Origin of the sequence: Streptomyces globisporus, assembly GCF_003501885.1 — a bacterium.
Lineage (GTDB): Bacteria > Actinomycetota > Actinomycetes > Streptomycetales > Streptomycetaceae > Streptomyces > Streptomyces globisporus_D.
In genome coordinates this window covers 1-22703 of the sequence record NZ_QWFA01000153.1, presented here as the reverse complement: position 1 = coordinate 22703, position 22703 = coordinate 1, and the positions used below count along the sequence as shown (strand labels likewise).

Annotated in this window: 22 protein-coding genes; 18 read left to right on the top strand and 4 right to left on the bottom strand. The window is 73.4% G+C overall.

Annotation, left to right across the window (positions count from 1 at the left end; translation table 11 throughout):
• Positions 1–573 (top strand): rhodanese-like domain-containing protein (locus D3105_RS24790; RefSeq protein WP_240647006.1); only part of this gene is annotated, 573 nt, incomplete at its 5' end.
• A gap of 48 nt (positions 574–621) precedes the next feature.
• Here D3105_RS24790 and D3105_RS24785 read toward each other — a convergent pair.
• Together D3105_RS24785 and D3105_RS24780 are read right to left on the bottom strand one after the other, a co-directional pair.
• Positions 622–1917: an alpha/beta fold hydrolase gene (locus D3105_RS24785; protein WP_118905255.1), complete on the bottom strand. Its 1296-nt coding sequence runs from the start codon at positions 1915–1917 to the stop codon at positions 622–624.
• A 331-nt stretch (positions 1918–2248) separates the two neighbouring features.
• On the bottom strand, positions 2249–2548 hold the full coding sequence (locus D3105_RS24780; protein ID WP_118905254.1) for a DUF2087 domain-containing protein: 300 nt from the start codon (positions 2546–2548) through the stop codon (positions 2249–2251).
• 375 nt (positions 2549–2923) lie between these two features.
• Here D3105_RS24780 and D3105_RS24775 point away from each other — a divergent pair, with 375 nt between their 5' ends.
• The 15 genes from D3105_RS24775 to D3105_RS24705 all read left to right on the top strand — a co-directional run bounded on the left by D3105_RS24775 (position 2924) and on the right by D3105_RS24705 (position 18584).
• The gene (locus D3105_RS24775; protein WP_118905253.1) at positions 2924–3823 is read left to right on the top strand and encodes a nitroreductase/quinone reductase family protein; all 900 of its coding nucleotides are present in this window, start codon (positions 2924–2926) and stop codon (positions 3821–3823) included.
• Between the two features lie 113 nt (positions 3824–3936).
• Complete coding sequence (locus D3105_RS24770) at positions 3937–4629, top strand: hypothetical protein (protein ID WP_118905252.1); 693 nt, start codon at positions 3937–3939, stop codon at positions 4627–4629.
• Positions 4626–5306: a DUF4166 domain-containing protein gene (locus D3105_RS24765; protein ID WP_118905251.1), complete on the top strand. Its 681-nt coding sequence runs from the start codon at positions 4626–4628 to the stop codon at positions 5304–5306. Before D3105_RS24770 ends, D3105_RS24765 begins: the two co-directional genes overlap by 4 nt.
• Complete coding sequence (locus tag D3105_RS24760) at positions 5303–5962, top strand: TetR/AcrR family transcriptional regulator (protein WP_118905250.1); 660 nt, start codon at positions 5303–5305, stop codon at positions 5960–5962. Before D3105_RS24765 ends, D3105_RS24760 begins: the two co-directional genes overlap by 4 nt.
• A gap of 221 nt (positions 5963–6183) precedes the next feature.
• Positions 6184–7242: a tetratricopeptide repeat protein gene (locus D3105_RS24755; RefSeq protein WP_118905249.1), complete on the top strand. Its 1059-nt coding sequence runs from the start codon at positions 6184–6186 to the stop codon at positions 7240–7242.
• A complete protein-coding gene (locus D3105_RS24750; protein WP_118905248.1) occupies positions 7239–8288 on the top strand; it encodes a polyprenyl synthetase family protein in 1050 nt (349 codons plus the stop codon). The genes D3105_RS24755 and D3105_RS24750 overlap by 4 nt, the downstream gene beginning before the upstream one ends.
• A gap of 415 nt (positions 8289–8703) precedes the next feature.
• Complete coding sequence (locus D3105_RS24745) at positions 8704–9870, top strand: glycosyltransferase (RefSeq protein WP_165891074.1); 1167 nt, start codon at positions 8704–8706, stop codon at positions 9868–9870.
• Between the two features lie 152 nt (positions 9871–10022).
• The gene (locus D3105_RS24740) at positions 10023–11348 is read left to right on the top strand and encodes a sugar transferase (protein WP_240647005.1); all 1326 of its coding nucleotides are present in this window, start codon (positions 10023–10025) and stop codon (positions 11346–11348) included.
• Positions 11349–11350: 2 nt separating this feature from the next.
• Positions 11351–12709: an O-antigen ligase family protein gene (locus D3105_RS24735; protein ID WP_118905245.1), complete on the top strand. Its 1359-nt coding sequence runs from the start codon at positions 11351–11353 to the stop codon at positions 12707–12709.
• Positions 12706–14412 (top strand): murein biosynthesis integral membrane protein MurJ, encoded by a 1707-nt coding sequence (gene murJ / locus D3105_RS24730; protein ID WP_118905244.1) that lies wholly within the window; start codon positions 12706–12708, stop codon positions 14410–14412. The genes D3105_RS24735 and murJ overlap by 4 nt, the downstream gene beginning before the upstream one ends.
• On the top strand, positions 14402–15214 hold the full coding sequence (locus D3105_RS24725) for a polysaccharide deacetylase family protein (RefSeq protein WP_118905243.1): 813 nt from the start codon (positions 14402–14404) through the stop codon (positions 15212–15214). Before murJ ends, D3105_RS24725 begins: the two co-directional genes overlap by 11 nt.
• Positions 15211–16347 (top strand): glycosyltransferase, encoded by a 1137-nt coding sequence (locus D3105_RS24720; protein ID WP_118905242.1) that lies wholly within the window; start codon positions 15211–15213, stop codon positions 16345–16347. The genes D3105_RS24725 and D3105_RS24720 overlap by 4 nt, the downstream gene beginning before the upstream one ends.
• Positions 16344–17018, top strand: coding sequence for a lipopolysaccharide biosynthesis protein (locus D3105_RS24715; RefSeq protein ID WP_118905241.1), 675 nt, complete (start codon positions 16344–16346; stop codon positions 17016–17018). The genes D3105_RS24720 and D3105_RS24715 overlap by 4 nt, the downstream gene beginning before the upstream one ends.
• Positions 17015–18163: a GNAT family N-acetyltransferase gene (locus D3105_RS24710; RefSeq protein WP_118905240.1), complete on the top strand. Its 1149-nt coding sequence runs from the start codon at positions 17015–17017 to the stop codon at positions 18161–18163. The genes D3105_RS24715 and D3105_RS24710 overlap by 4 nt, the downstream gene beginning before the upstream one ends.
• A 139-nt stretch (positions 18164–18302) precedes the next feature.
• Complete coding sequence (locus D3105_RS24705) at positions 18303–18584, top strand: chaplin (RefSeq protein WP_118905239.1); 282 nt, start codon at positions 18303–18305, stop codon at positions 18582–18584.
• 67 nt (positions 18585–18651) lie between these two features.
• Here the strand turns inward: D3105_RS24705 and D3105_RS24700 are convergent, their stop codons facing one another.
• Entirely contained in the window at positions 18652–19515 is an 864-nt protein-coding gene (locus D3105_RS24700; protein WP_118905238.1) for a tyrosinase family protein, read from the bottom strand.
• A 19-nt stretch (positions 19516–19534) separates the two neighbouring features.
• The gene (locus D3105_RS24695) at positions 19535–20017 is read right to left on the bottom strand and encodes a tyrosinase family oxidase copper chaperone (protein WP_118905237.1); all 483 of its coding nucleotides are present in this window, start codon (positions 20015–20017) and stop codon (positions 19535–19537) included.
• Between the two features lie 232 nt (positions 20018–20249).
• Here D3105_RS24695 and D3105_RS24690 point away from each other — a divergent pair, with 232 nt between their 5' ends.
• Entirely contained in the window at positions 20250–21539 is a 1290-nt protein-coding gene (locus D3105_RS24690) for a cytochrome P450 (RefSeq protein WP_118905256.1), read from the top strand.
• 123 nt (positions 21540–21662) lie between these two features.
• On the top strand, positions 21663–22703 hold a 1041-nt coding region (locus D3105_RS24685; RefSeq protein WP_118905236.1), incomplete at its 3' end, for a glycoside hydrolase family 26 protein.

The window sequence follows — 22703 nt, the reverse complement described above, 5'->3', positions numbered from 1 at the left end:
GTGCCCAGCCCCGCTTCCCTCTCCCCCGCCCAGGCCGCAGCCCGTCTGGAGGAGTTCACCGTCATCGACGTACGGGCTCCGGGCGAGTACGCCGCCGGGCATGTCCCCGGCGCCCTGAACATCCCGCTCGACAAGCTGCCGGACGCCCTGCCCGCGCTGAAGTCGGCCTCGGCGCGCGGTTCGCTGCTGGTGGTGTGCGCCTCCGGGGTCCGGTCCACCCGGGCCTGCGAGATCCTCGCGGGCGCGGACATCGAGGCCGTGACGCTGACCGGCGGCACCTCCGCCTGGGAGGGCGACGGGCGCGGCCTGGACCGCCCCGAGGGCGCGCGCACCACGTGGGCCATGGAGCGCCAGGTGCGGCTGGCAGCGGGCTCGCTGGTGGTGGCGGGGCTGGTGGCGGGCATCCGCTTCCCGGCGGCGCGCTGGCTCTCCGCGGGCGTCGGCACGGGCCTGGTCTACTCGGCGCTCAGCAACACCTGCGGAATGGCGGCGGTCCTCTCGAAACTGCCGCACAACCGGGCCCCGCGCTCCGCCGGCGACCTGGACGCCACGCTGGAGGAGCTCCAGCGCTGATCCTGCGGGGCCGGCCGGTCCGCGACCGGCCCCGGGAGGCAGAACGGGTCAGGCCTCGTCGCGTACCAGGGACAGCAGCCGGTCCAGGACCCGGGGACCGCCCGCGCGGACCCCGTCGTGCTCGTACTCGTTCGTCACCCAGGTCCGCAGCCCCCGGATCGCCGCCGCCGTGCGCAGCGAGTCCGCGGTGTCGACGTACATGTCGTCGTGGTAGACGGCCGCCGCGACCGGGACCTCGTTGGCGGCGAGCCGCTCGGGGTCGTACAGCACCGGCCAGTCGGTGCGCTGGGCGAGGAGTTCGGCGGTTTCGCGCAGCGGGCGCAGCGCCGGGTCGACGTCGAAGTGCCAGGGGTGGATGGTCTCGCCGGTGAAGAGGACCGGCCCGTCGCCCTTCAGCGCGGTCGCCGCGTCGAACTGCGGGAACTCTCCCCGGACACGCTCGGCGGCCCAGCCCGTGGCGCGCTCGCCCTGCCCGTAGATGGCCTCGTGAAGCAGGGCGTAGAGCGGGTGCCCGGCGAACGAGGCGGCGGTGCGCATCGCTTCCTGGAAGGTGTCGGAGAGTTCGGTGCCGTGCGGGGTGCGGACGAACGCGTTCTCCAGCAGGTAGTGGAGCTGGTGACTGCCGCTGCCGGTGCCGAGCATGATGCCGAGCGACTGGAAGCCCTCGGGGGTGAGCCGGTGCCCGGCGCTCTCGGGCCGGTGATCGGCGAGGTACGCGGCGATCGCGCGGGCGCGCTCGACGTCCTGCGGGTAACGGGCGTAGTGGGCGGCGACCTTCCGCTCGATGCGGGGGTACGCGGCCCGGTAGACGTCGTCCGCGTGCGCGTCCAGCGAGGGCAGCCCGCCGGTGATCAGGACCTCCTTCAGCCCTTCCGGGGCGGCGGAGAGATAGCGGACGGCGCAGAAGCCGCCGAAGGACTGGCCGAGGACCGTCCAGGGCGCTCCGCCGGTGAGCTGCGGGCGGATCAGTTCGCAGTCGCGCACGATCGAGTCGGAGCGGAAGTGGGCGAGGTGCTCGGCCTGCTCGCGCGGGCCGCCGCGCAGCGGCAGGGTCTGCCGGTTGGCCGGGGTGGAGAGGCCGGTCCCCCGCTGATCGAGGAGGAGCACCCGGAACTCGCGCAGGGCCCGGCCGAGCCAGGCCTCGGTACCGACGAACCGGCGTGCGCCGAAGCCGGGGCCGCCCTCCAGATAGACCAGCCAGGGCAGTTCCTCGCCGGCCCGGGAGGCGGCGACCGCTTCCCGGCCGTAGACCTCGATCTGCTCGCCGCCGGGGTCGCTGTGGTCGAGGGGCACGGTGAAGCGGCGGTCGGTGAGGACGACGCCGGGCTGCCGGTAACTGCTCACAAGAACTCCTGAATCCGGGGTGCTGGCCGATCCGGGCGAAAGCGCCAGTCCAGCACATGACCGCCCCGGTCCGGCGAAGGGGGCGTGCCCGCAGGCCGGGCGGCGGCCTGGATACCCCCACCCGCTTACCCGCGTTTACATATAACCCGCGTGTGCAATTATTGTGGACGCCAGTAAACGTCGTACGCCGTTCATATCGGCGCGCACCACGCCACGGAAGGCCCCTCATGTCCCCCGCCCCCACCGTTCCCACCGTCACACTCAACAACGGAATGCCCATCCCCCAGCTCGGCTCGGCGCGGTGCGCCGTTGCGGTGACCGTCGCTGCCGGTCAGCGGCCGCGGCGGTAGCTGCTGCCGTCCCGGGGCCGGACCAGCAGCCCGGCGACGACGAGATAGCGGCGCAGCGCCGAGCAGTCCTCGTGGACGGTGAGGAGCGCCTCGTTCACCTCGCGCTCGGTGTACGAGCGCTCCCGCTCGAACAGCGTGTCGGCGAGGTGCACGAGCAGCTGCTCCCGGCGGGCCTCCTTGCGCGGGATCGCGACCAGGCGGCCGTGCGAGAAGAGCGCCTCCACCGGGTGCGTACGAGGGGGCCGGGCCAGCGACGCGAGAGTCTGTTGTTCCGTGGGCATGGCCGGAAGCGTCGCAGGCTTCCGCAGGGCGGGCAACGCGTTTTCCCGGCGTTGCCCGCCTTTGCCAGCCCCGCCCTTCCGTTGCCCGCCCTCGCGTTGACAGGAACGAGCGGCTCGGGTTCTGATGCTGTCTGTGCAGCGTGACGTCGGCCAAAGAGATCCGGGCCGGCCGGCGGTCAAGCCAGCACCTTCTTCCAGGGATGACGCCATGAGTCCATTCATCGCCCCCTGCCTCTGAGTATCTCCGCCCTTGAGCGCCCCTGTTCTTGAGCACTCCCGCCTTTGAGTGCTCCTGCCGTGCGCGCCTCGCGGCCGCCCCTCCGCAACGCCGGGCCCTCGCCTGCCCGCATTCCTTCCGGGAGACCCAGAACCTCCATGCCCCAGACCTTCCAGCAGTCCGTCATCACCGAATTCCGTGCCAACGCGGGGAAGGTCGGCGGCCCCTTCGAGGGGGCCGACCTCCTCCTGCTCACCACCACCGGCGCCCGCTCCGGAAAGCCGCACACCACACCGCTCGGCTATGTCCGCGACGGCCGCCGGCTCCTCGTCGTGGCCTCCAATCTCGGTGCACCGCTCCACCCCGACTGGTACCGCAATCTCCTCGCCCACCCCAGCGTGCGGGTCGAGCTGGGCGGTGAGGAATCCGAATGCCTCGCCGTACCCGCCGAAGGGGCCCGGCGCGACGAGCTCTTCGCCCGGGTCGTCGCCGAGGCTCCCGGGTACGCGGAGTATCAGGACGCCACCGACCGGGTGCTGCCGGTCGTGGTGCTGGAGTTCCCCGATCCCGACGCGGCGGCTCCCCCGGTCACCTCGCTCGCCGACAAGCTGGTGGAGGTGCACACCTGGCTGCGCGGCCAACTACGCCAGGTGCACGGCGAGACCGAGGCGCACTTCGCCGCGCGGGCCGGTCACCGGGGCGACGGCGAACCGCCCGCCCCCGGTCTCGGGCTGCAGATCCGGCAGCGCTGTCTGGCGTTCTGCCAGGCGCTGGAGTTCCACCACACGGCCGAGGACGGGCACATGTTCCCCACCATGGCGGGCTACCACCCCCACCTGCGGGACGTCTTTGACCGACTGCGGGAGGAACACCGCTCCATCGGGACCGTGCAGTCGGCGCTCGCGGACCTCCTGGCGGATGTGGCGATCGCCGAACCGGACCGCTTCCGTACCGAACTGGCCCGGATGTCCGAGGAGCTGACCGCCCACCTCGACTACGAGGAGGAGCACATCCTGCCCCTCCTGGCCGACGTGCCCTGGCCCCCGGCCGCAGCCTGAGCACCAGCCGTCCGAGGGGGTTGAGCGACTGCTCAACCCCCTCTGATAGCGTCCTGGAACGCGGAGGGACTTGAGCACTCGCTCAAACACGCGTGACGACCCGGGGGCGGGGCATGGGGCTGTACATCGAGGCGTTGATCCGTACCGATCCGGAGCGCCTGTGGGACCGGACCCAGGAACCCGCCCAGCACCAGCGGTGGGATCTGCGCTTCACCGAGATCAGCCCTCTGCCCGGTCCGGCGGGCTCCGCCCAGCAGTTCCGGTACGCGACCCGGGTGCTGCCCTTCCTGACCGTGGCGGGGGCCGGGACGAGCGCGGGCGAGCGGGAGCGGGCGGACGGCGAGCGGGTCTCCGCCCTGCGGTTCGCCTCGCCGGAGCGACTGTCGCTGCTGGCCGAGGGCAGCGGCTACTGGCGTTACGTCCCCACCGCCGACGGCATCCGTTTTCTGACGGGGTACGACTACCGGACCCGCTGGGGCCGCTTCGGCGCGGTCGCGGACCGGCTGGTGTTCCGGCCGCTGATGGGCTGGGCGACCGCCTGGTCCTTCGACCGGCTGCGGCTGTGGTGCGAGCGCGACATCAGCCCGGCCCGGTCGCTGGCGCACGCCCTGGCGGAGGTGCTGGTGCGCCTCCTCCTCGTGGCGGTGGCGCTCCCCTTCGGCCCGGCCGCCGTGCTGCCGGCCGCCCTCGCCGCGCTGCTGGCCCCTCCGTCGCCGCTCACGCCCGCCGCCCGGCGCTGCCTGCGCAGACCGCCCGGCCGGCCGGCCGCCGCCCCGTCCCTCCTCGCCCGTCTGGAGCGCCCGTGACATCGATATTCGCCCGTGCGATGGGAGACGATTTCGCGCGGCTCCACCCCCAGTTGCAGCGCCGCTTCTCCGTCGGGCTGGAGAGCGGCGAGGCGTGCGTGGGGCGCGGGTCCATGGACCGGATCTGGCACGGCCGGGCGTTCGTGAAGCCGTTCCTCGCGCTCGGCGCCACGCGCAACATCCTGGTGCCGAGGACCGGCCGCGACGTCCCGTTCACCATCGAGAACGTCCCGTACACCGACGCCTTCGGCCGCGAGACCGTGACCTTCGTCCGGACCTTCGCCCTGCCGGGCGGGCCGCGCCGCTTCGACGCCACGATGGTGCACAGCCCCGAGCGGTCCTGCGTGCTCGACTACCTCGGTACGCACCAGCACCTCGCCACCGACCTGCGGCTGACCGCGGAGCCCGACGGCTCGCTGCTGATCCGCTCCGGGGAGCACCGTTTCCGCGAGGGACCGTTCGATCTGCGGGTCCCGGACCTGATCGGCGGCGAGGCCGAGGTCCGCGAGTCCTTCGACGACGCCACGGGCCGCTTCCGTATCCGGGTCGCCGTGACCAACCGCCGCTTCGGCCCGCTGTTCGGGTATGAGGGAACGTTCCGCGCCCGCTATGTCGACGCCCTGCGCCACGGCGTACGGGCCGGTCTGCGCCCGGTCCGTGAGGAGGCGCGGGCGTGACGGGGGGCGCGACCGGGGCGGACACCCGGACGAAGCTCATGGAGGGCGCGCTGCGCACGCTCGCCGAGCACGGCATCGCCAAGATCTCGGCCCGTTCGGTGGCGGCCTCGGCCGGGGTCAACCAGGCGCTGGTCTTCTACCACTTCGGTTCGGTCGACGAACTGCTGGCGGCGGCCTGCCGGTACGGCGCCGAGCAGCGGGTGGCCCGCCACCGCGACCGGCTCACCGCCGTCACCACCCTCGCCGAACTCCTGCGCTGCGGGCGCGAGCTGCACGAGGAGGAGCGGGCCGGCGGCCATGTCGCTTTCCTGGCGCAGATGCTCGCGGGCGCCCAGACCCAGGCCCGGCTGGCGCCCGCGACCGCGGCGGGGCTCGACCTGTGGACCGCCGAGATCGAGAAGGTCCTCGTCCGGATCCTGGCGGACTCCCCGCTGGGCGAGTTCACCGACCCGGCGGGCCTGGCGCGCGCCGTGACGGGGGCGTTCGTGGGCCTGGAGATGTACGAGGGCGTCGATCCGGAGGGCGCGGAGCGGGCCTTCGAGGCGCTGGAGCAGCTGGCCGCGCTGGCCGGGGTACTGGACGAGCTGGGGCCGGTGGCCCGGCGCGCGGTACGTCACCGGCTGCGACGTACGGAGAAGGCGCAGGGCGGGGCGTAACGGGACATAGGCGGGCCGGCCCGCAACGAGCTGGGCCGCCCGAGCAACCCTCCGCACCCACCTGCCGTCTTGATCGACGACAGGACGGTTCGCCGCGCATGACGAGCGGCGCCCCACCCCCACATCATCCGGGCCTGCACGACCGGCCGACTATACCCACCAGGTATACACAGAGGGTATAGTCGTCCGGCTCCGGGCCCGGCACCGCGCGGAAGGCACCCATGCAGACCAAGGCACTGGCGCCCGAGTACCAGGGAGCTCTCACCAAGATGTCGGTGAACGCCTCGCTCACCGACGTACTGGCCGAGGGAGTACGCCACTTGAGGCAGGCCGAGCTCTCCGGATCACAGGAGGAGGTGGCGCGCTCCGGCCTCGCCGTGGCCGAGGCGCACCGCAGGCTCGGCCAGGTGGCGGAGGCCGACCGGGCCTGGAAGGCGAGCTACCGGGCGGCGCGGTCGGCCGGAAACACCGGGGCGATGGCCTGGGCGCTGTGGAGCGGCGGCACGCTGGCGCGTCAACGCGGGGCGCTGCGCCTCGCGTTCCGGCTGCTCGGCCTCGCCGCCGAGCTGGGCAAGCGCGGCGGCGACGTGGTCGCCCGCGGCTACTCGCTGGCCGGACTCGCCGAGACCGGGCGGATCCAGGGCGACTACGCGACCGTCGCCACGCTGCACGAACAACTGCTGGCCGAGGCCCGCGCCCGGGGCGAGGCCCGGCACACCGTCTGGGCGCTGGAGGGCATCGCGCAGATCCACCGCAACACCGGTTCGCTGGACACGGCCCTGGAGATGTTCGAGGAGGCGGCGGTCCTGGCGGGCGACGCGGACGACCGGCGGGGCCGGGCCTGGGCGCTGCGCGGCATCGCCGACATCGTTTCCCTCCGGGACGGGGCGACCGGGCGGGCGCTCGATCTGCTCACCGAGGCCGAGGTCACCTGCCGCGAGATGAACCTCTCCAGCGCCCTGGCGTACAACCACAAGATGCGGGCCAACGTGTTGTTCCGCGCCGGGCGGTACGAGGAGGCGCGCGCGGTGTACGAGCAGGCGCTCGGCGAGTTCCGCGCGATGGACGAGCCGCGGGGCGAGGCGCTGGCCTCGCTCGGCCTGGTCAAGGCCCGGGCCAGGCTCGGCCGCGATCGCGACGCCACTGCCGCCGACCTGGACGAACTGCGCGGCAGGCTCGACCGGATCGGGCTGCTCAACGCCCGCCAGATGGTCGAGAAGGCGTACGCCGAACTGGACGTGGAACCCGCGTCGGCCGGTGCCGGGGGCGGCCGCCGATGACGCTCTCCACGACCCGCCGGGCGAGCGCGCCGCAGATACTGGACCGGTGCCGCGAGCTGGTGCGCCCGGCCCTGGTGGAGTCGGTGGGCCGGCTGCACCCCTGGCACGCGGAGACGGCGGCCTTCTCGCTGGGCTGGCGCGGGACCGGCGGCGAGCCGCTGCCCGGCTCGCAGGGCAAGGGGGTCCGCCAGGCGCTCGCGGTGCTCGGCGCGGAGGCCGCGGGCGGCAGCGGGGAGGCCGGGGTGCTCGGGGCGGTCGCCGTCGAGCTCATCCACACCTTCTCGCTGATCCACGACGACATCATGGACGGCGACGAGACCCGCCGCCGCCGGCCGGCGCTGTGGAAGGCGTACGGCACCGGTCCCGCGGTCCTCGCGGGAGACGCCCTGTTCGCGCTGGCCGTGTCCACGCTGGCGGAGGCCCCGGGTCCGGGCGGCCCGGCGGCGGTGCGGCAACTGGCGGGCGCGCTGGGCGATCTGGTGCACGGCCAGGCCCAGGACCTGCTCTTCGAGTCCCGGCCGTGGTCGGGTGCCGGTGCCGTCCTGCCGCACGAGTACCGGGCGATGGCCACCCACAAGACGGGGTCCCTGCTCGGCTGCGCGGCCGCCCTGGGCGCGGTGCTGGCGGGTGCTCCGGCATCCACCGCCGAGGCGCTGGACCTGGCGGGGCGGCATGTCGGGGTGGCGTTCCAGGCGGTGGACGACCTGCTCGGAATCTGGGGCGATCCGCAGGTGACGGGAAAGCCCGTGCACAGCGATCTGCGACGGCTCAAGAAGACGTACCCGGTGCTCGCGGCGCTGTCCGCCGACCACCCGGCGGCCGGACGCCTGGACGCGCTGCTCACCTCCGTCGGGCCGCTCGACGACGCGGCGGCGCGGCGTGCGGCGGAGCTGATCGACGAGGCGGGCGGGCGGGCGGCCGCGATCGCCGAGGCGCACGAGCACCTGGCCGCGGCCCGCGCCTGTCTGGACCGTGCGCCGCTCGCCGAGGAGGCCCGGGAGGATCTGCTCACGCTGATCCCGTATCTCGTGGACCGCACCGGCTGAGGCCCGTGCCTCATTGACCGCACGGGCCGACCCGTTGCGCGGAGCGCCCCGGACACCGTCCGGGGCGCTCCGCGCATGTCGGCGACGGCACCGATGGATGGTGCCGCCATCCGGTGCGGCGTTCGGCGGTGTCGACTTTCCCGGAAAAGGATGACGGTATAACCGGCGGACGTCGCACCGAGCATCCGGTCCGCTCCCCCGCGCCGGACCCTCGACAGCCCCTTCACCACAGGCCCCCGAAGGGCACCCGGGCCTGCGCCTGTCTGTCGCCCGGCCCCCCGGACGGCCTACCCGGACGCGCAAATCCCCATGTGGTCGTATGAGCGAGTCACGCGCACGATATCGCCACATATCTGCCAAAGTGCACCTCGGCTTTACTCACCGTATTGAGCGAAGAGAGCCATGCGTGCTGCACATGCCTCGTACTCCAGAAAGACAATTGACGGTCCTTCATGTGGTTCAGCCCGTCGACGGCGGAGTGGCCCGGGTCGTCACCGATCTCGTCAGGGCCCAGGCCGGTGCCGGACTGCGTCCCGTGGTGGCCTGTCCCCCCGGGAGCCCGCTGGCCCTCGGGGCTGCGGCAGCGGGTGCCGAGGTCCACGGCTGGGCCGCGACCCGTTCCCCCGGGCCCCGACTGGCCGGTGAGGTCGCGGCCGCGCGCCGGATCGTCCGCGCGAGCCGCCCGCACGTGGTGCACGCCCACAGCGCCAAGGCGGGCCTCGCGGGCCGGATCGCGGTACGCGGCCGGGTCCCCACGGTCTTCCAGCCGCACGCCTGGTCGTTCGAGGCCGTCGGCGGACGCACCGCGGAACTCGCGCTCGGCTGGGAGCGGTTCGGCGCACGCTGGGCCGATCACATCCTGTGCGTCAGCGAATCGGAGCGCCGCACCGGGCAGGAGGCGGGCATCGCCGCCCGCTGGTCGGTCATCCACAACGGCATCGACCTCGACCGGTTCCGCCCCGGCGACCACACGGTCCGTGCGGAGGCCCGCGCTTCCCTGCCCTTACTGAAAGGGGTCGCCGCGGAAGCCCCGCTGGTCGTCTGCGTCGGCCGCCTGACCCGGCAGAAGGGCCAGGACGTCCTGCTCCGGGCCTGGCGCCGGATGGCGGTGCCGGGGGCGCGGCTGGTCCTGGTGGGCGACGGGCCCGACCGGGAGGGTCTTGAGGCGTCGGCCCCGCCGGGCGTGCTGTTCACCGGGGCCTGCGAGGACGTACGGCCGTGGATCCACGCGGCGGACGCCCTCGTCCTGCCCTCCCGCTGGGAAGGCATGGCCCTGGCCCCGCTGGAGGCGATGGCATGCGGACGCGCCGTCGTACTCACCGATGTGAACGGCGCGCGGGAGAGCCTGCCGCCCGGTCACGAGGACCACTGTCTCGTACCACCGGAGGATCCGGCGGCCCTGGCCGCGGCCCTGACCGCCCTGCTCACCGACCCGGATCTGCGCGAGGCGGTGTCCCGCCGGGCCCTGCACCACACCCGGGCAGCCTTCGACGTCCGACGGACCGCGGGGGCGGTTGCCGGTCTCTACCAGGAACTTGTCGGCATGTCCGGCCCCACGACGAGGAAGCGCACCGAGCGATGACGATGGAGAGTGCACCGGTTCCCGGATCCGGCCAGGCGACAGCCGTGCAGGCTCACACGGTTCATCCGCCGCGAAGAAGCGGTGGTGGTGCGCAGGCGCGGCCGGGTGAGCGCCGGGCCGTCCGGTACGGCCGTCCCGTCCCGCTGCTGTGCGTGGACGCCCTGGCCCCGGCCGTGACGTTCGCCCTGGTGGTCCCGGTCGCGTGGCCCTGGCTGCTGATGTCCGTCCAGGCGGTGGCGCAGGTGCTGCTCTTCGCCCGGCGCGGCCTGTACCGGATGCGGTTGTCCCCCTCGGTCCTCTCCGACCTGCCCGCACTCCTCGGCCTCACCCTCCTCCAGTGGTACGTGACGATGGAGGTGCTGGACGCCTGGGCCCCGCAGCAGGGGTTCGGCTGGGCGGTGCTGGCGTACGGGGCCACCACGCAGACCGCGCTGACCTGCGCCGGGCGCGCGGCGGTCCACCGGACGCGGCGGCGGGCCGCCGTCCGCAGACCGCAGTCCACGTTGGTCGTGGGCCAGGGGCCGACGGCCCGTCAGGTGACGGCCGCACTCCACGGCCACCCCGCGTACGGGCTGCGGCCGGTCGGTCTGGTCGCCGCCCCGGCGGCCGGGGACGACCAGGAGGTGACGGGTTCCGACGCCGTGCCGCTGCCGGTCCTGGCCTCGCCCCAGGAGGTGGGGCGGGCCGTGGTGCAGAACAGTGTGCGGCACGCGGTGTTCACGGCGCCGCCCGAGTCCACCCCGGACGGCGCCGCCCTCTTCACCCTCCTCACCGGGCACGGCTGCCGGGTGTGGCTGATCACCGGGCCCGGCACCCTCGCGGGGACCCCGGCGGCCGGCCGGCCCGACCATCTGTGGGGTTTCACCGCCCAGCCGCTGCGCGACGGGACGGACCGCCCCCTCGCCCACGGGGTGAAGCGGGCGATGGACGCCGTCCTGGCCGCGGTCGGGCTGGTGCTGGCGGCCCCGGTGATGGCGGGCTGCGCGCTGGCCGTGCGGCTCTCCGACGGGCCGGGCGTGATCTTCCGGCAGGAGCGCGTGGGCCGGCACGGACGCCCCTTCGTTCTCCTGAAGTTCCGCACGCTGCGCCCCGCCGACGTGCAGGAGTCGGCCACCCGCTGGAACGTCGCGTCCGACGGGCGGTTGAGCCGGGTCGGCCGCCTGCTGCGCCGGACGTCCCTCGACGAGCTGCCGCAGCTCTGGAACGTCCTGCGCGGCGATATGAGCATGGTCGGTCCGCGCCCCGAACGCCCCTTCTTCGTGGCGCAGTTCAGCCGCGCCCACCCCGGCTACCAGGCCCGCCACCGGATGCCCGTGGGCATCACGGGTCTTGCCCAGGTGAACGGGTTGCGCGGCGACACCTCGATCGAGGAGCGGGCCCGCTTCGACAACCACTACATCGAGACCTGGTCGCTGTGGCAGGACGCGTGCGTGCTGGCGCGGACGGCGGGATCCCTGTTCCGGCTCGGAGGCAGCTGACCATGACCGCTGTCCTGACCCCGCCCGTTCCGTCACCGGCGGCCGGGCCGCGTACCGTCGCCCGCTCCCCGTGGGCCGCCTGGCGTGGCCGTTGGCCGCTGCTGCCGCTGGTCGCGACCGTCCTGCTGCCCGCCCTCCCGTACGGGACGTCCGGCGGGGGCGGCCCGGCCGACGTGGCCTCGGGGATCGCGGTACTGGTGTGCGTGGGGCGGCTGCTGTATCTGCGGCAGCGGCCGCTGAGCGCCGGCGCCGCGCTGGTCCTGGGGCTGCCCGCGGTGGGCTTCGCGGTGGCCACGGTCACGGCGGCGGACCCGGCGGCGGCCCTGCCGGGGCTCGTGCGCTACCTCCAGGTCTTCGTCCTGGTGCCCGCCGCGGTGTTCCTGCTGCTCAGGGACGCGTACGGATTCCGGATCGTCGCCGGTTCGCTGGTCCTCCTCGCGGTCGTCCAGGGCGTCACCGGCGTCCATCAGTACGTCACCGGGACCGGCGCCTCGTACATGGGCGAGGACATCCGGGCGGTCGGCACCTTCGGGCCCAGCGACGTCATGGGGATGGCGACCGTCGTCGCCTACGGGCTGCTCGCCGCGGCGGCCTGCGCCCTGCGTACGCCCCGGAGCGCCCCGGCCTGGCTGCGGCCGTGCTCCGCCGTCCTCACCGTCGTCCTGATCGTCCCGCTGACGTTGTCGTTCAGCCGGGGCGTGTGGATCGCCACTGCCGCCGCGGTGCTCGTCACCCTGGCACTGAGCGGGCGGCGGCAGGCGCTCGCCTCACTGGCCGTGCTGGGCGCGGCGGGCGTGGTGCTGGTCGGCGGGTTCGGCATCGGCTCCGAGATGATCGCGGACCGGGCCGCCAGCGTGACCCGGGTGACCAGCACCCCGGACCGGTCCGTCAGCGACCGGTACGCGATGTGGAACGCGGCGGGCGCGATGTGGCGCGAGCAGCCGGCCGCCGGCGTCGGCCTCAAGGGTTTTCCCGACCACCGCGACGGCCACGCCTCGATCGGGCTCTCGTCGGGCAGCGACACCGCCGGCGCGGGCCAGGAGTTCCGCCGGCAGGCCCTCCTGTCCCCGCACAACATGTATCTCCTCGTCCTCGGGGAGCAGGGCCTCATCGGACTGACCGCGCTCGTCGGCAGCTGGGCGGCGATCCTGGTCGGCGCGATCCGCCGGTTGTGGCTCGCCCGCTCCCGTGCCCACGCGGCCCTCGACTGCGGTCTGGTGGCGGTCGCCCTGATGACCTGGCAGAGCGTCAACTTCCTGTACGCCGACATCGGCGGGCCCACCACGGTGCTCGGCGGTGTCGTGCTGGGGCTGGCCGCCTGGTGGGCGCTGGCCGAGCCGGACCGGGTGAGCACCGCATGAGCGAGTCCGGTACGGGCACGGAGGCCGAGGCGCGTCCGGCGGACGCGGCAGAAAGCACGCCTCCGCCGCTGCTCCCGGCCCCGGGGGCGGGTCCGGAAGGGGCCGGCTCACCCGAGACGGCGAGCGGCGAGGCGCCCCGGCTCGGGGCCTTCCTCGCCCGGGCGGCGGCGGGCACGGCGGTGCTGACCGTGCTGGCCGCCGTCCTCGGTCTGGTGCGGGACCAGGCCATCGCCCGGTACTTCGGGGCGAGTGACGCCAGCGACGCGTTCCTGATCGCCTGGACCGTGCCCGAGATGGCGGCGACGCTGCTGATCGAGGACGGGATGGCGCTCCTCCTCGTCCCGGCGTTCAGCCTCGCCCTCACCCGTCGCGCCTCCGGTGAGGGGGGCGCCGACCCCGTACGGGAGTTGGTGGCGGCCACGCTCCCCCGGCTGTTTCTGCTGCTCTCCGGCGGCGCGGCGCTGCTCGTCGCGGGCGCGCCGTGGGTGGTGGGCGTGCTCGCCCCGGGGCTCGCCGATCCCCGTCTCGCGGTGGACTGCACCCGGCTGACCGCGGTCACCGTCCTCACCTTCGGGATCACCGGCTACTTCAGCGCCGCGCTCCGCGCGCACGGCAGCTTCCTGCCGCCCGCCGGGGTCTATGTCGCATACAACCTCGGCATCATCGGGATGACGCTGGCCCTGCACGCGGCGTGGGGGGTGCGGGCGGCCGCCGCGGGGGTCGCGGTGGGCAGCGCGCTGATGATCCTGACCCAACTGCCCGTGTTCCTGCGGCTGGTGCCGCTCGCCCGGCCCCGGCTGCCCCGGTTCGGGCGGCTGAGGCGGCGGTCGGCGCGGGGTGCTCCGCTGCTGGGGTTCGCGGTGCTGGCCCCGGTGGTCGTTTTCGTGGTGAGCCGTCAGTCCCAGGTGCTGGTCGAGCGGTTCCTGGCCTCCACCCTGCCCGCCGGGGCGATCTCGCATCTGAACTACGCGCAGAAGGTCGCGCAGATGCCGATGGTGCTGTCACTGATGATCTGCACGGTGACGTTCCCGGTCGTCGCGCAGGCCATGGCCGCCGGGGAGCACGAGAAGGCCCGGCGGCGGGTCGAACGGGACCTCGGACTCGCCGGGATGGTGGTGCTGCTCGGCACGGCCGTCGTTCTCGGCTACGCGCCCCAGATCGTCGAAGTGCTCTTCCAGCGCGGCGCGTTCGACTCCTCCGACACCGCGTCCACCGCCCAGGTCATGCGGGTCTACGCCCTGGGCCTGCTGGGGCACTGCCTGGTCGGCGCGCTGAGCCGGCCGTTCTTCTCGTCCGGGCGCCCCACCTGGTTCCCGGCGTTCGCGATGGGGACCGGGCTGCTGGTCACGATGGGGGCCGGGTACGCGCTGACGTACCGCTTCGGCGTGGACGGCATCGCGACCGCCAACGCGATCGGGATCAGCGCCACGGCCCTGCTGCTCCTGATGGGCCTCGGCACCCGGGTGGTGCCGATCAGGGCCCGGGACGTGGCGCTCTCACTGGGCCGGCTCGCCGGGGCGTCCCTGGCAGCGGGCGCGGCGGGCTGGGCGTGCGCCCCGCTCGTCCCCGATCCGGTGCTGAGCCTGGCCGCCGGGTGTCTCCTCGTCCCCGCCGTGTTCTTCCTGACCGGCCTCGCCCTGCGCTCCCCCGAGGTCGTCTCCCTGCTGGCACTCACCCGACGGAGGTTCCTTGATGGCCGCTGAATCCTCGGCACATCGCGCCGACGCTCGCTCGTCCCGGCTCCGCCCGCACACCCGCCGTCAGCCATGGATCCTCACGTACCACTCGGTGACGGACCCGAGCGACGATCCGTACGGCATCACGGTCTCCCCCGAGCGGCTCGACGAGCAGTTGTCCTGGCTGAGCAGCCGGCGGCTGACGGGGGTGGGCGTGTCGGAGCTGCTGCGCACGGGGGCGTCGGGGCGGCGCGGGCTGGTCGGGCTGACCTTCGACGACGGGTACGCGGACTTCCTCGACGAGGCGCTGCCGGTGCTGCGCAAGCACGGTTTCCGGGCGACCGTGTACGTCCTGCCGGGCCGGCCCGGCGGGGTCAACGAGTGGGATCCGCTGGGCCCGCGCAAGCCACTGCTCACCCACGAGGGCGTCCGGAGGGTCGCGGCCGCGGGCATGGAGGTCGGCTCGCACGGCCTGTACCACCGGGACCTGACCGGGCTGTCGGACGAGGAGCTGCGCCGGGAGACCCGCGAAAGCCGGGAGTTGATCGGCGACCTCACGGGCTCGCTCCCGGAGGGCTTCTGCTATCCGTACGGCATCCTCGACCGCAGGGTGACGCAGGCGGCGCGCTCGGCGGGTTACGGCCACGCGTGCGCGCTGACCCCCGGTCCGCTGCTCAGCCGGTTCGCCCTGCCCCGGACCCACATCAGCCAGGCGGACCGGGGGGTGCGGCTGTGGGCGAAGGACCTGCGGCACGGTCTGCGGCAGGTGGCACATCCCGGTGCGGGCTCGCCCGCCGCGGCGCCGGTGCGGGCGGGCGGCCCCCGGTGAGGGCGCTGCACGTCATCACCGGGCTCGGGGTCGGCGGCGCCGAGCGGCAGTTGCGGCTGATGCTGCGCCATCTGCCGGTGGAATGCGACGTGGTGACGCTCACCAACCCGGGGGCGGTGGCCGAGGAGTTGCGGTCCGACGGGATCCGGGTGACGCACCTCGGGATGCGCGGCAACCGGGACCTGTCGGCCGTCGGACGCCTCGCCCGGCTGATCCGGGACGGCCGCTACGACCTGGTCCACACGCATCTCTACCGGGCCTGTGTGTACGGCAGGATCGCGGCGCGCCTCGCGGGGACGCGGGCCACCGTGGCGACCGAACACTCCCTGGGGCGGGCCGAGATCGAGGGCCGTCCGCTCACCCGGTCCATCCGCGCCCTCTACCTCTCCACCGAACGGCTCGGCGCGGCGACCGTCGCCGTCTCCTCCACCGTGGCCGGGCGGCTGCGGGACTGGGGGGTGCCCGCCGACCGGATCAGGCTGGTTCCCAACGGCATCGACGCGGACCGGTTCCGCTTCGACGCGCGGCGGCGGGCGGAGGTCCGGGGCGCGCTGGAGATCCCCGAGGACGCGTTCGTGGTCGGCGGGGTCGGCCGGCTGGTGCCGGGCAAGCGGTTCGACGTACTGATCCGCGCGGTCGCCGCCCTGCCGGAGGCCCGGTTGCTGCTGGCCGGGGACGGGCCGGAGGCCGGGGCGCTGCGGGCGCTGGCGCTGCGCCTCGGAGCGGTGGACCGGATCCGGTTCCTCGGGGAGTGCGACGAGGACGGGGACGGGCCGGTCCCGGGGGTGCCGGCGCTGCTGAGCGCCCTGGACGTCTTCGTCTCCACGTCCCGCGAGGAGTCCTTCGGGCTGGCCGCCGTGGAGGCACTCGCCGCCGGACTCCCCGTGCTCCACGACGCCTGCCCCGCCATCGACGACCTGCCCGCCGCCCACGCCCCGGAGGCGACCCGGATCGCCGGAAGCCCCGAGGAGCTGACCGCCCGGCTGCGGCAGCGGATACAGGCCGGCCCGGACCGCCGGCCGCCGCCCCGGGCAGTCGGCCACTACGACATCCGGCGCAGCAGCGAGCGCCTGATGGACGTGTACGCGTACGCCCTCGACACCGCCCCACCGAACCGGAGAGCCTTCTCATGACCGACTCACCCGAGCAGCAGCGACACGTCGTCGTCCGTCGGCTGCGCACCGCCCTCACCCGGCTGCCGCACTGGTGGCCGCTGCCCGTCAGCGTGCTGATCGGCACCGCGTCCGGGCTCTCGTACGGGGCGTTCGCCACCCCGCAGTACGAGGCGACCAGTTATGCGATGGCGGTCGCGGAGGGGGAGACGGACCCCGCGGCGGCGCTGGGGTACGCCCAGTCGTACGGGCGGCTGACGACGAGCGACGCGACCCTCTCGTACGCGCAGGGCGCGGCGGGCGAGCCGGTGCGCGAACTGCGGTCCCACGTGACGTCGGAGACCTCCCCCGATTCGCCGATGATCGCCGTGACGGGCACCTCGTCAAACCGCCACAGGGCGGCCGACATCGCCAACGCGGTCATCGAGGCCGTCATCGTGAGCAGCGGCCATGTCTCCAAGGACACCGGGGTCAAGCTGATCAAGTTCACCCATGCGATGACGCCGGACCAGCCGGTCTCGCCGTCGATGCCGCTGGGGGCGGCCGTCGGGGCGGCGGCGGGTGGTCTGCTGGGAGGTCTCGTCCTGCTGGTGCGGCCGCGCCGGGAGGGCTGGAGCGTCTCGGCCCAGGTGCCCGGTCCGGCGGCCGGGGGCACCGGCGTCGCCCAGGACGAGCGGGAGCTCGTCCGATGACGGCGTACCGGGCGGGCGGCCTGGCCGTGACCCTGTGCCGGGACTTCCGGGAGTTCGGCGCGCTCGCCGGCGAGTGGGACGCGCTGCACCGCCGCTGCGCCACCCCCACCCCGTTCCAGAGCCACGCCTGGCTGCACTCGTGGTGGATCTCCTACGGCCAGGAGGGCCGGCTGCGGGTGCTGCTGGTCCGCCGGGCGGGGCGGCTGATCGGGGCGGCGCCGCTGATGCTGGTGCACCGCCCGATGCCGCTGCTCGTCCCGATGGGCGGGGCCGTCTCCGACTTCTTCGACATCCTCCTCGACCAGGAGGAGGCCGGGTACGCGGTGGGGGCGCTGGGCCGCGGTCTGGACCGGGCGGCCCGGCACACCGTGGTGGATCTGCGGGAGGTCCGTCCCGACGCGTCGGCGCAGTTGCTGTTCGGGCGGTGGCCGGGGGCCCGGAGCCGGCTCACGGACTCGACGTGCATGGAGCTGCCGGCCGAGCCGCTGGACGACCGGGTGGCGCTGCTGACGGGGTCGCGGGGCCAGCGGCTGCGCTCCAAGCTGCGCAAGGTCGACGCGCTGGGCATCGAGACGCACCGGATTCCGCAGGACGGTGTGCCCGCCGCCATCGGCACGCTGCTGCGGCTGCACGAGCGGCAGTGGGAGGGCCGGACGGTCAACCCCGAGCATCTGAGGGCGCGGTTCTCGGACCATCTGATCCGGTCGGTGGGGCGGATGGTGGGGGACGGTACGGCGGCCATGACCGAGTTCCGGCTGAACGGCGAGGTCGTGGCGTCCAACCTGTCGTTGCAGTCCGGGCGGTTGACGGGCGGCTATCTGTACGGCGCGGATCCGGCGCTGCGGGACAGGAAGGTCGATGTGTCGACGATGCTGCTGCGCGAGGTCGCCCAGCAGGCCTCGGACGGCGGGCGTGCGGTGCTGAGCCTGCTGCGCGGCGCGGAGAGCTACAAGAACCACTGGGGGCCGGTGCCGGTGGTCAATCAGCGTCTGTTGCTGGCCCGGCCGGGTCTGGAGCCGCTGCTGCGGCTGCGCGAGTCGCAGGTGGCGGTGCGGGAACGGGCGGTGGAGACCGTGAAGGCCCGGTTCCCGGCGGCGCGGGACTGGCACGAGCGGCTGTCGGGGCTGCCGATGATCGGACGCTGACACGCCGGGAGTACGCCGGACGGCGGCGTCGGAGATATCACCTATGAGCAGATCCGTTACCGTCCGGCGTCTTTCGCGTTGTCAGGGGGTGTGGGCCTCGTGTCCGCAGCACAACCCCCTTCTTTACAAGGAGTTCTCCATGTCTCGTATGACGAAGGTCGCCGCTGTCATGGCCGGCACCGGCGCCCTGATCGCCGGCGGCGCCGGCATGGCGTCCGCGGACGCCGGTGCGCAGGGCCTCGCCGCCGGCTCCCCCGGGGTCGGTTCGGGCAACGTCGTCCAGGTTCCCGTGCACGTCCCGGTGAACGTCTGCGGCAACACGATCAACGTGATCGGCCTGCTGAACCCGGCCTTCGGCAACACCTGCGCCAACGTCGACGGCGGCCACGACAACGGCGGCGACTACGGCTACGGCCGCTGATCCGCCGTAGTTCCGGAACGGCCGGCTCCCTCCGTGCGGGGGGAGCCGGCCGTTCCTCCGTCCGGCCTCAGACGTAGCGGTAGATCTTGCTGTGGTCGAGGAGCTTCCTCGGGGTCACCCGCCAGGGCGGCATCGCGTCGTCGAGGCCGAAGACGTAGTCGCGGTCCGGGCCGGGTGAGGCGGGTTTGCGGCCCGGCCGGTAGGCGGACTTGGGGTGAGCCTTGCGCCACCGGTCCCAGAGCAGGTCGATGAAGGAGTGGTGGAGCCAGAACACCGGGTCCTCGGGGGAGGCCGCGCCCGCCATGGGACCGCCGACCCACTGGTGGACCCGGTTGTGCAGGCCGACCGTGCGGACGCCCCGGATGCCCCATCCCTCGACACGGTTGCGGAAGCCCTCGGTGCTGACGCTGTTCCAGGGCGCGGTGTCGTAGACGGGGTCCTTGAGGGCCCGCGCCAGGTCGTTCTTGGTCGGCAGGGAGACCGGGTCGCCGCCCGGCCTGCCGAAGTTGCGGGTGAGGTAGTGCTCGTCGGTGACGCCCCTGCCGACGCTCCAGTTGCCCGCCGCGTAGGCGAACGGACCGGTGGTGACCCGGCGGTCGCCGGGCCTGCCGTTGCCGCCGAGGAAGTCCTCCGCCCAGAGCGAGGAGGTCGTCCTGTTGTCCTGCGTCCAGTCCCAGTAGGGGACGCTGACGCCCGGGTCGACGCGCTGGAGCGCCTTCTCGAACTCCAGCAGGTACTGGCGGTGCCAGGGGAAGAACGAGGACGTCATGTGCGCCGGGCGCGGGCGGCGTTCGGTGTCCATGACGTAGTACTCCCGGTGCATGACGACGAAGTCGTCGTAGCGGCCCGAGCGCTTCAGTTTCAGGATCGCGTCGATGAGCCGGCGCTTCTCGGTGCGCGTGAGGTCGCGCTGGTTCTTGCGGGTGTACACCGGTGCTGGTCCTCCTGGTTCACATGTGGTGCGCGGCGGGCGGTGCGAGTCGGGCGGAGCCGAGTTCGTCGACGGCGGCCCGGGCCGTCTCCAGCAGCGTCGGATACGACTCGTAGTGCCGGACGTCGCTCAGATAGGTGCCGTCCGCCCGCCTCATGACGTGCAGCGGCCTGCCGTCGATACGGATCTCCGTGACCGGTTCGGCGGCGACCGCGACCCGGTCGTCGGCCGGGGCGTCCGCGGGGACGACGACGGTCGCCGTCCCCCGGATCTCCCGGCCCCGGTACATCTCGGCGAACTCCTCCGTCGTGGCCCGGGAGCCGGATCCGGAGCCGGGAGCGGGCGCCGGGGCGGGCCGGTCAGCGGCGGCCGGGTCGCGGTCGAGCAGCGGGAGCAGGGCGCCGGCGGTGCCCGTGACCACGGCGGCGGTGAAGGCTCCGCGCAGGACGGTCCGGCGGGAGGGAATGCGGGTGCCGCCCGGTTTCGCGGGGGTGGGGCTCATGAGATGACTACCTGCCTCTCGTTAACTCGTCCGAGGTGCTTCTGATGGCGATGTTGACAACGAGGCGGTGGCGAAACAGTTCTCGTGCGTGCGGCGTACGGCGCACACGCGGCGGTCGCGTTCCGGCAAACGCGTGAGGGTGCGGGGCGATCGGCGGCGGCGGGCCGCGTCGCGGGGGCTCCCGTGGCCGGCGGACCGGAACATGGTCTGGCGAACCGTGGAGGTGGTGGGCATGACCGTTCCGTATCAGCCGTCCGGGGGCCGTGTGCTGAGCACGGCGGACGTCGATCTGGCCGACCCGGCGTTCTGGCGGTTGCCGCGCCCCGAGCGGCTGCGGGCCTTCGCGTTGCTGCGGGAGCTGGACGCGCCGGTGCTGTTCACGCCCCGGCCCGGTACCGCGCGTACCGCCGGAAAGCCGTTCTACGCCCTGGTGCGCCACGGCGATGTGCGGACGGCGAGCCGTACGCCCGGGGCGTTCGCCAGCGCTCCCGGGGTCACCACTCCGGAGCCCGCCGGCTGGGCGAAGGCGCTGTTCGGGAACTCGATGGTCAACATGGACGGGTCCGAGCACGCGGCGCTGCGCCGGATCATCTCCCGGCGGTTCACCCCGCGGCTGCTGGCGGGCGTCGAGGAGAACGTCGGGCGGCTCGCCGGACGGCTGGTGGACGAGCTGATCGCCGAACGGCCCCGGGACTTCGTGCCGTCCGCGGCCTCGCGGCTGCCGCTGGAGGTGATCTGCGACCTGATGGGCATCCCGAAGGCGTACCGGACGCGGATCGCCGAGCAGATCGACCAGGCGTCGGAGCATGTCGGCGTCGAGCGGCGGGGCCGGGCCCGGATCCGGATCCCCGGGCGGGGGCTGGCGTCCCTGGCCCGGATGCAGTGGGTCATGGGGCGGCTCGCCGCGGAGCGCCGCCGTCGTCCCGGGGACGACCTCGTCTCGGCGCTCGTGTGTGCGGACATCGACGGCGAGGCGCTGTCGGGGCGGCAGTTGGGTGCCTTCTTCTCGCTGCTGCTGGTCGCCGGGGTGGAGACCACCCGCAACGCCATCGCGCACGGGCTGTTCCTGCTCGACCGGCATCCGGAACAGCGGGAGCTTCTACGGTCCGACTTCGACCGGTACATCGGCGGGGCGGTCGACGAGATCGTGCGGCATTCGACGCCGATCATCCAGTTCCGCAGGACCGTCACCGCCGAAATCGTGCTGGGCGGTCGCACATTCCTCCCGGGCGAGAAGATCGCACTCATTTACGCGTCCGCCAATCGCGACGAGACGGTTTTCACCCATCCGGATCGCTTCGACATCACCCGCTCGCCCAATCCTCATCTGGGATACGGCGGCGGGGGCCCGCACCACTGCCTGGGCGCGCATCTGGCCCGCCTCGAAATGACGGCCCTGTTCCGGGAGCTGATCGACCGACGTCCCGTCATGCGGGATCTGGGGGACCCGGGACTGGTCGATTCGAATTTCGACAACCGCGTCGGCTCGCTGACTTTCACGTTCGGCCCCACATTCACCTGAACGGCACGCCCGCAACGCCGAATACGATAAATGGACTCCCCCCGCATGCCCCCGGGGCATGATGATGAAACGCTCTCCCCACCGGGCCGAATCGGCCGGAATTCATCGCAGCCAGGAGGAGCAATGCCGGCAAAGCGCCGACTCTTCGTTTCGTGCATCGCGGCGCTTGCTCTCAGCCTCCTGGCGGGTGGCGGCATCGCGGGCCAGTCGCCTCCGGGCACCGATGCCGTCGACGGCGCGGCCCCCGGCGGGCCGAGGGCCGGGAGCGGTACGGCGCACGGCGCGTATCTGGACTACGGGCCCGACGGGGTCAGCAGGATGGCCGAGTTCTCGCGCTGGCTGAGCGGGGCGGAGCTGCGGGTGGGGCACACGTATCTGCCGGGCGATCTGTGGGTGAACATCGAGGGCTCCCCCGACTTCCTCGACGCCTGGGCGGACTGGAGACGGGCGGATCCGGACCGGATGTTCGTCCTGAACGTGCCGATGCTGGAGCGCAATGAGGAGCGGGTCCCGGACGACGCGGTCCGCACCCTGCTCCGGGCGGGTGCCGCGGGCGACTACGACCAGCACTTCACCCGGCTCGCGGAGCGCCTGGTGCAGCTGGGCGTGCCGGACACCGTGATCGTGCTCGGCTGGGAGATGAACGGCACGACGTACACGCACCGGTGCGGTCCCGATCCCACGTCCTGGAAGGCGTACTGGGAGCGGATCGTGACGGCGATGCGCGCGGTGCCCGGTCAGGAGTTCCGCTTCGACTTCACCCCGAGCCGGGGGCGGGACGCGGTGCCGTGGACCGAGTGCTACCCGGGCGACGACGTCGTCGACATCATCGGGATGGACTCCTACGACCAGCCTCCCGGTGAGACCTTCGACGACCAGATCACCGACCCGTACGGGCTCCAGAAGCACGTGGACTTCGCCGCGGAGCGCGGCAAGCCCATCTCGTTCCCGGAGTGGGGGCTCTTCCGCAACGGCGACAACCCGGAGTACATGCGGCGGATGCTGGAGTGGATCGACCGGCACGAGCCGCTCTACCAGACGGTCACGGACTACTGCCCGCACGGTGTCTGGCAGTGCAGGAGCAATCCGCGGTCCTCGGAGGTGTTCCGGACGATGATGACCGAGATGGCCGCGCCCGCCGAGCCCTCCCCCGGCCCGACGCCG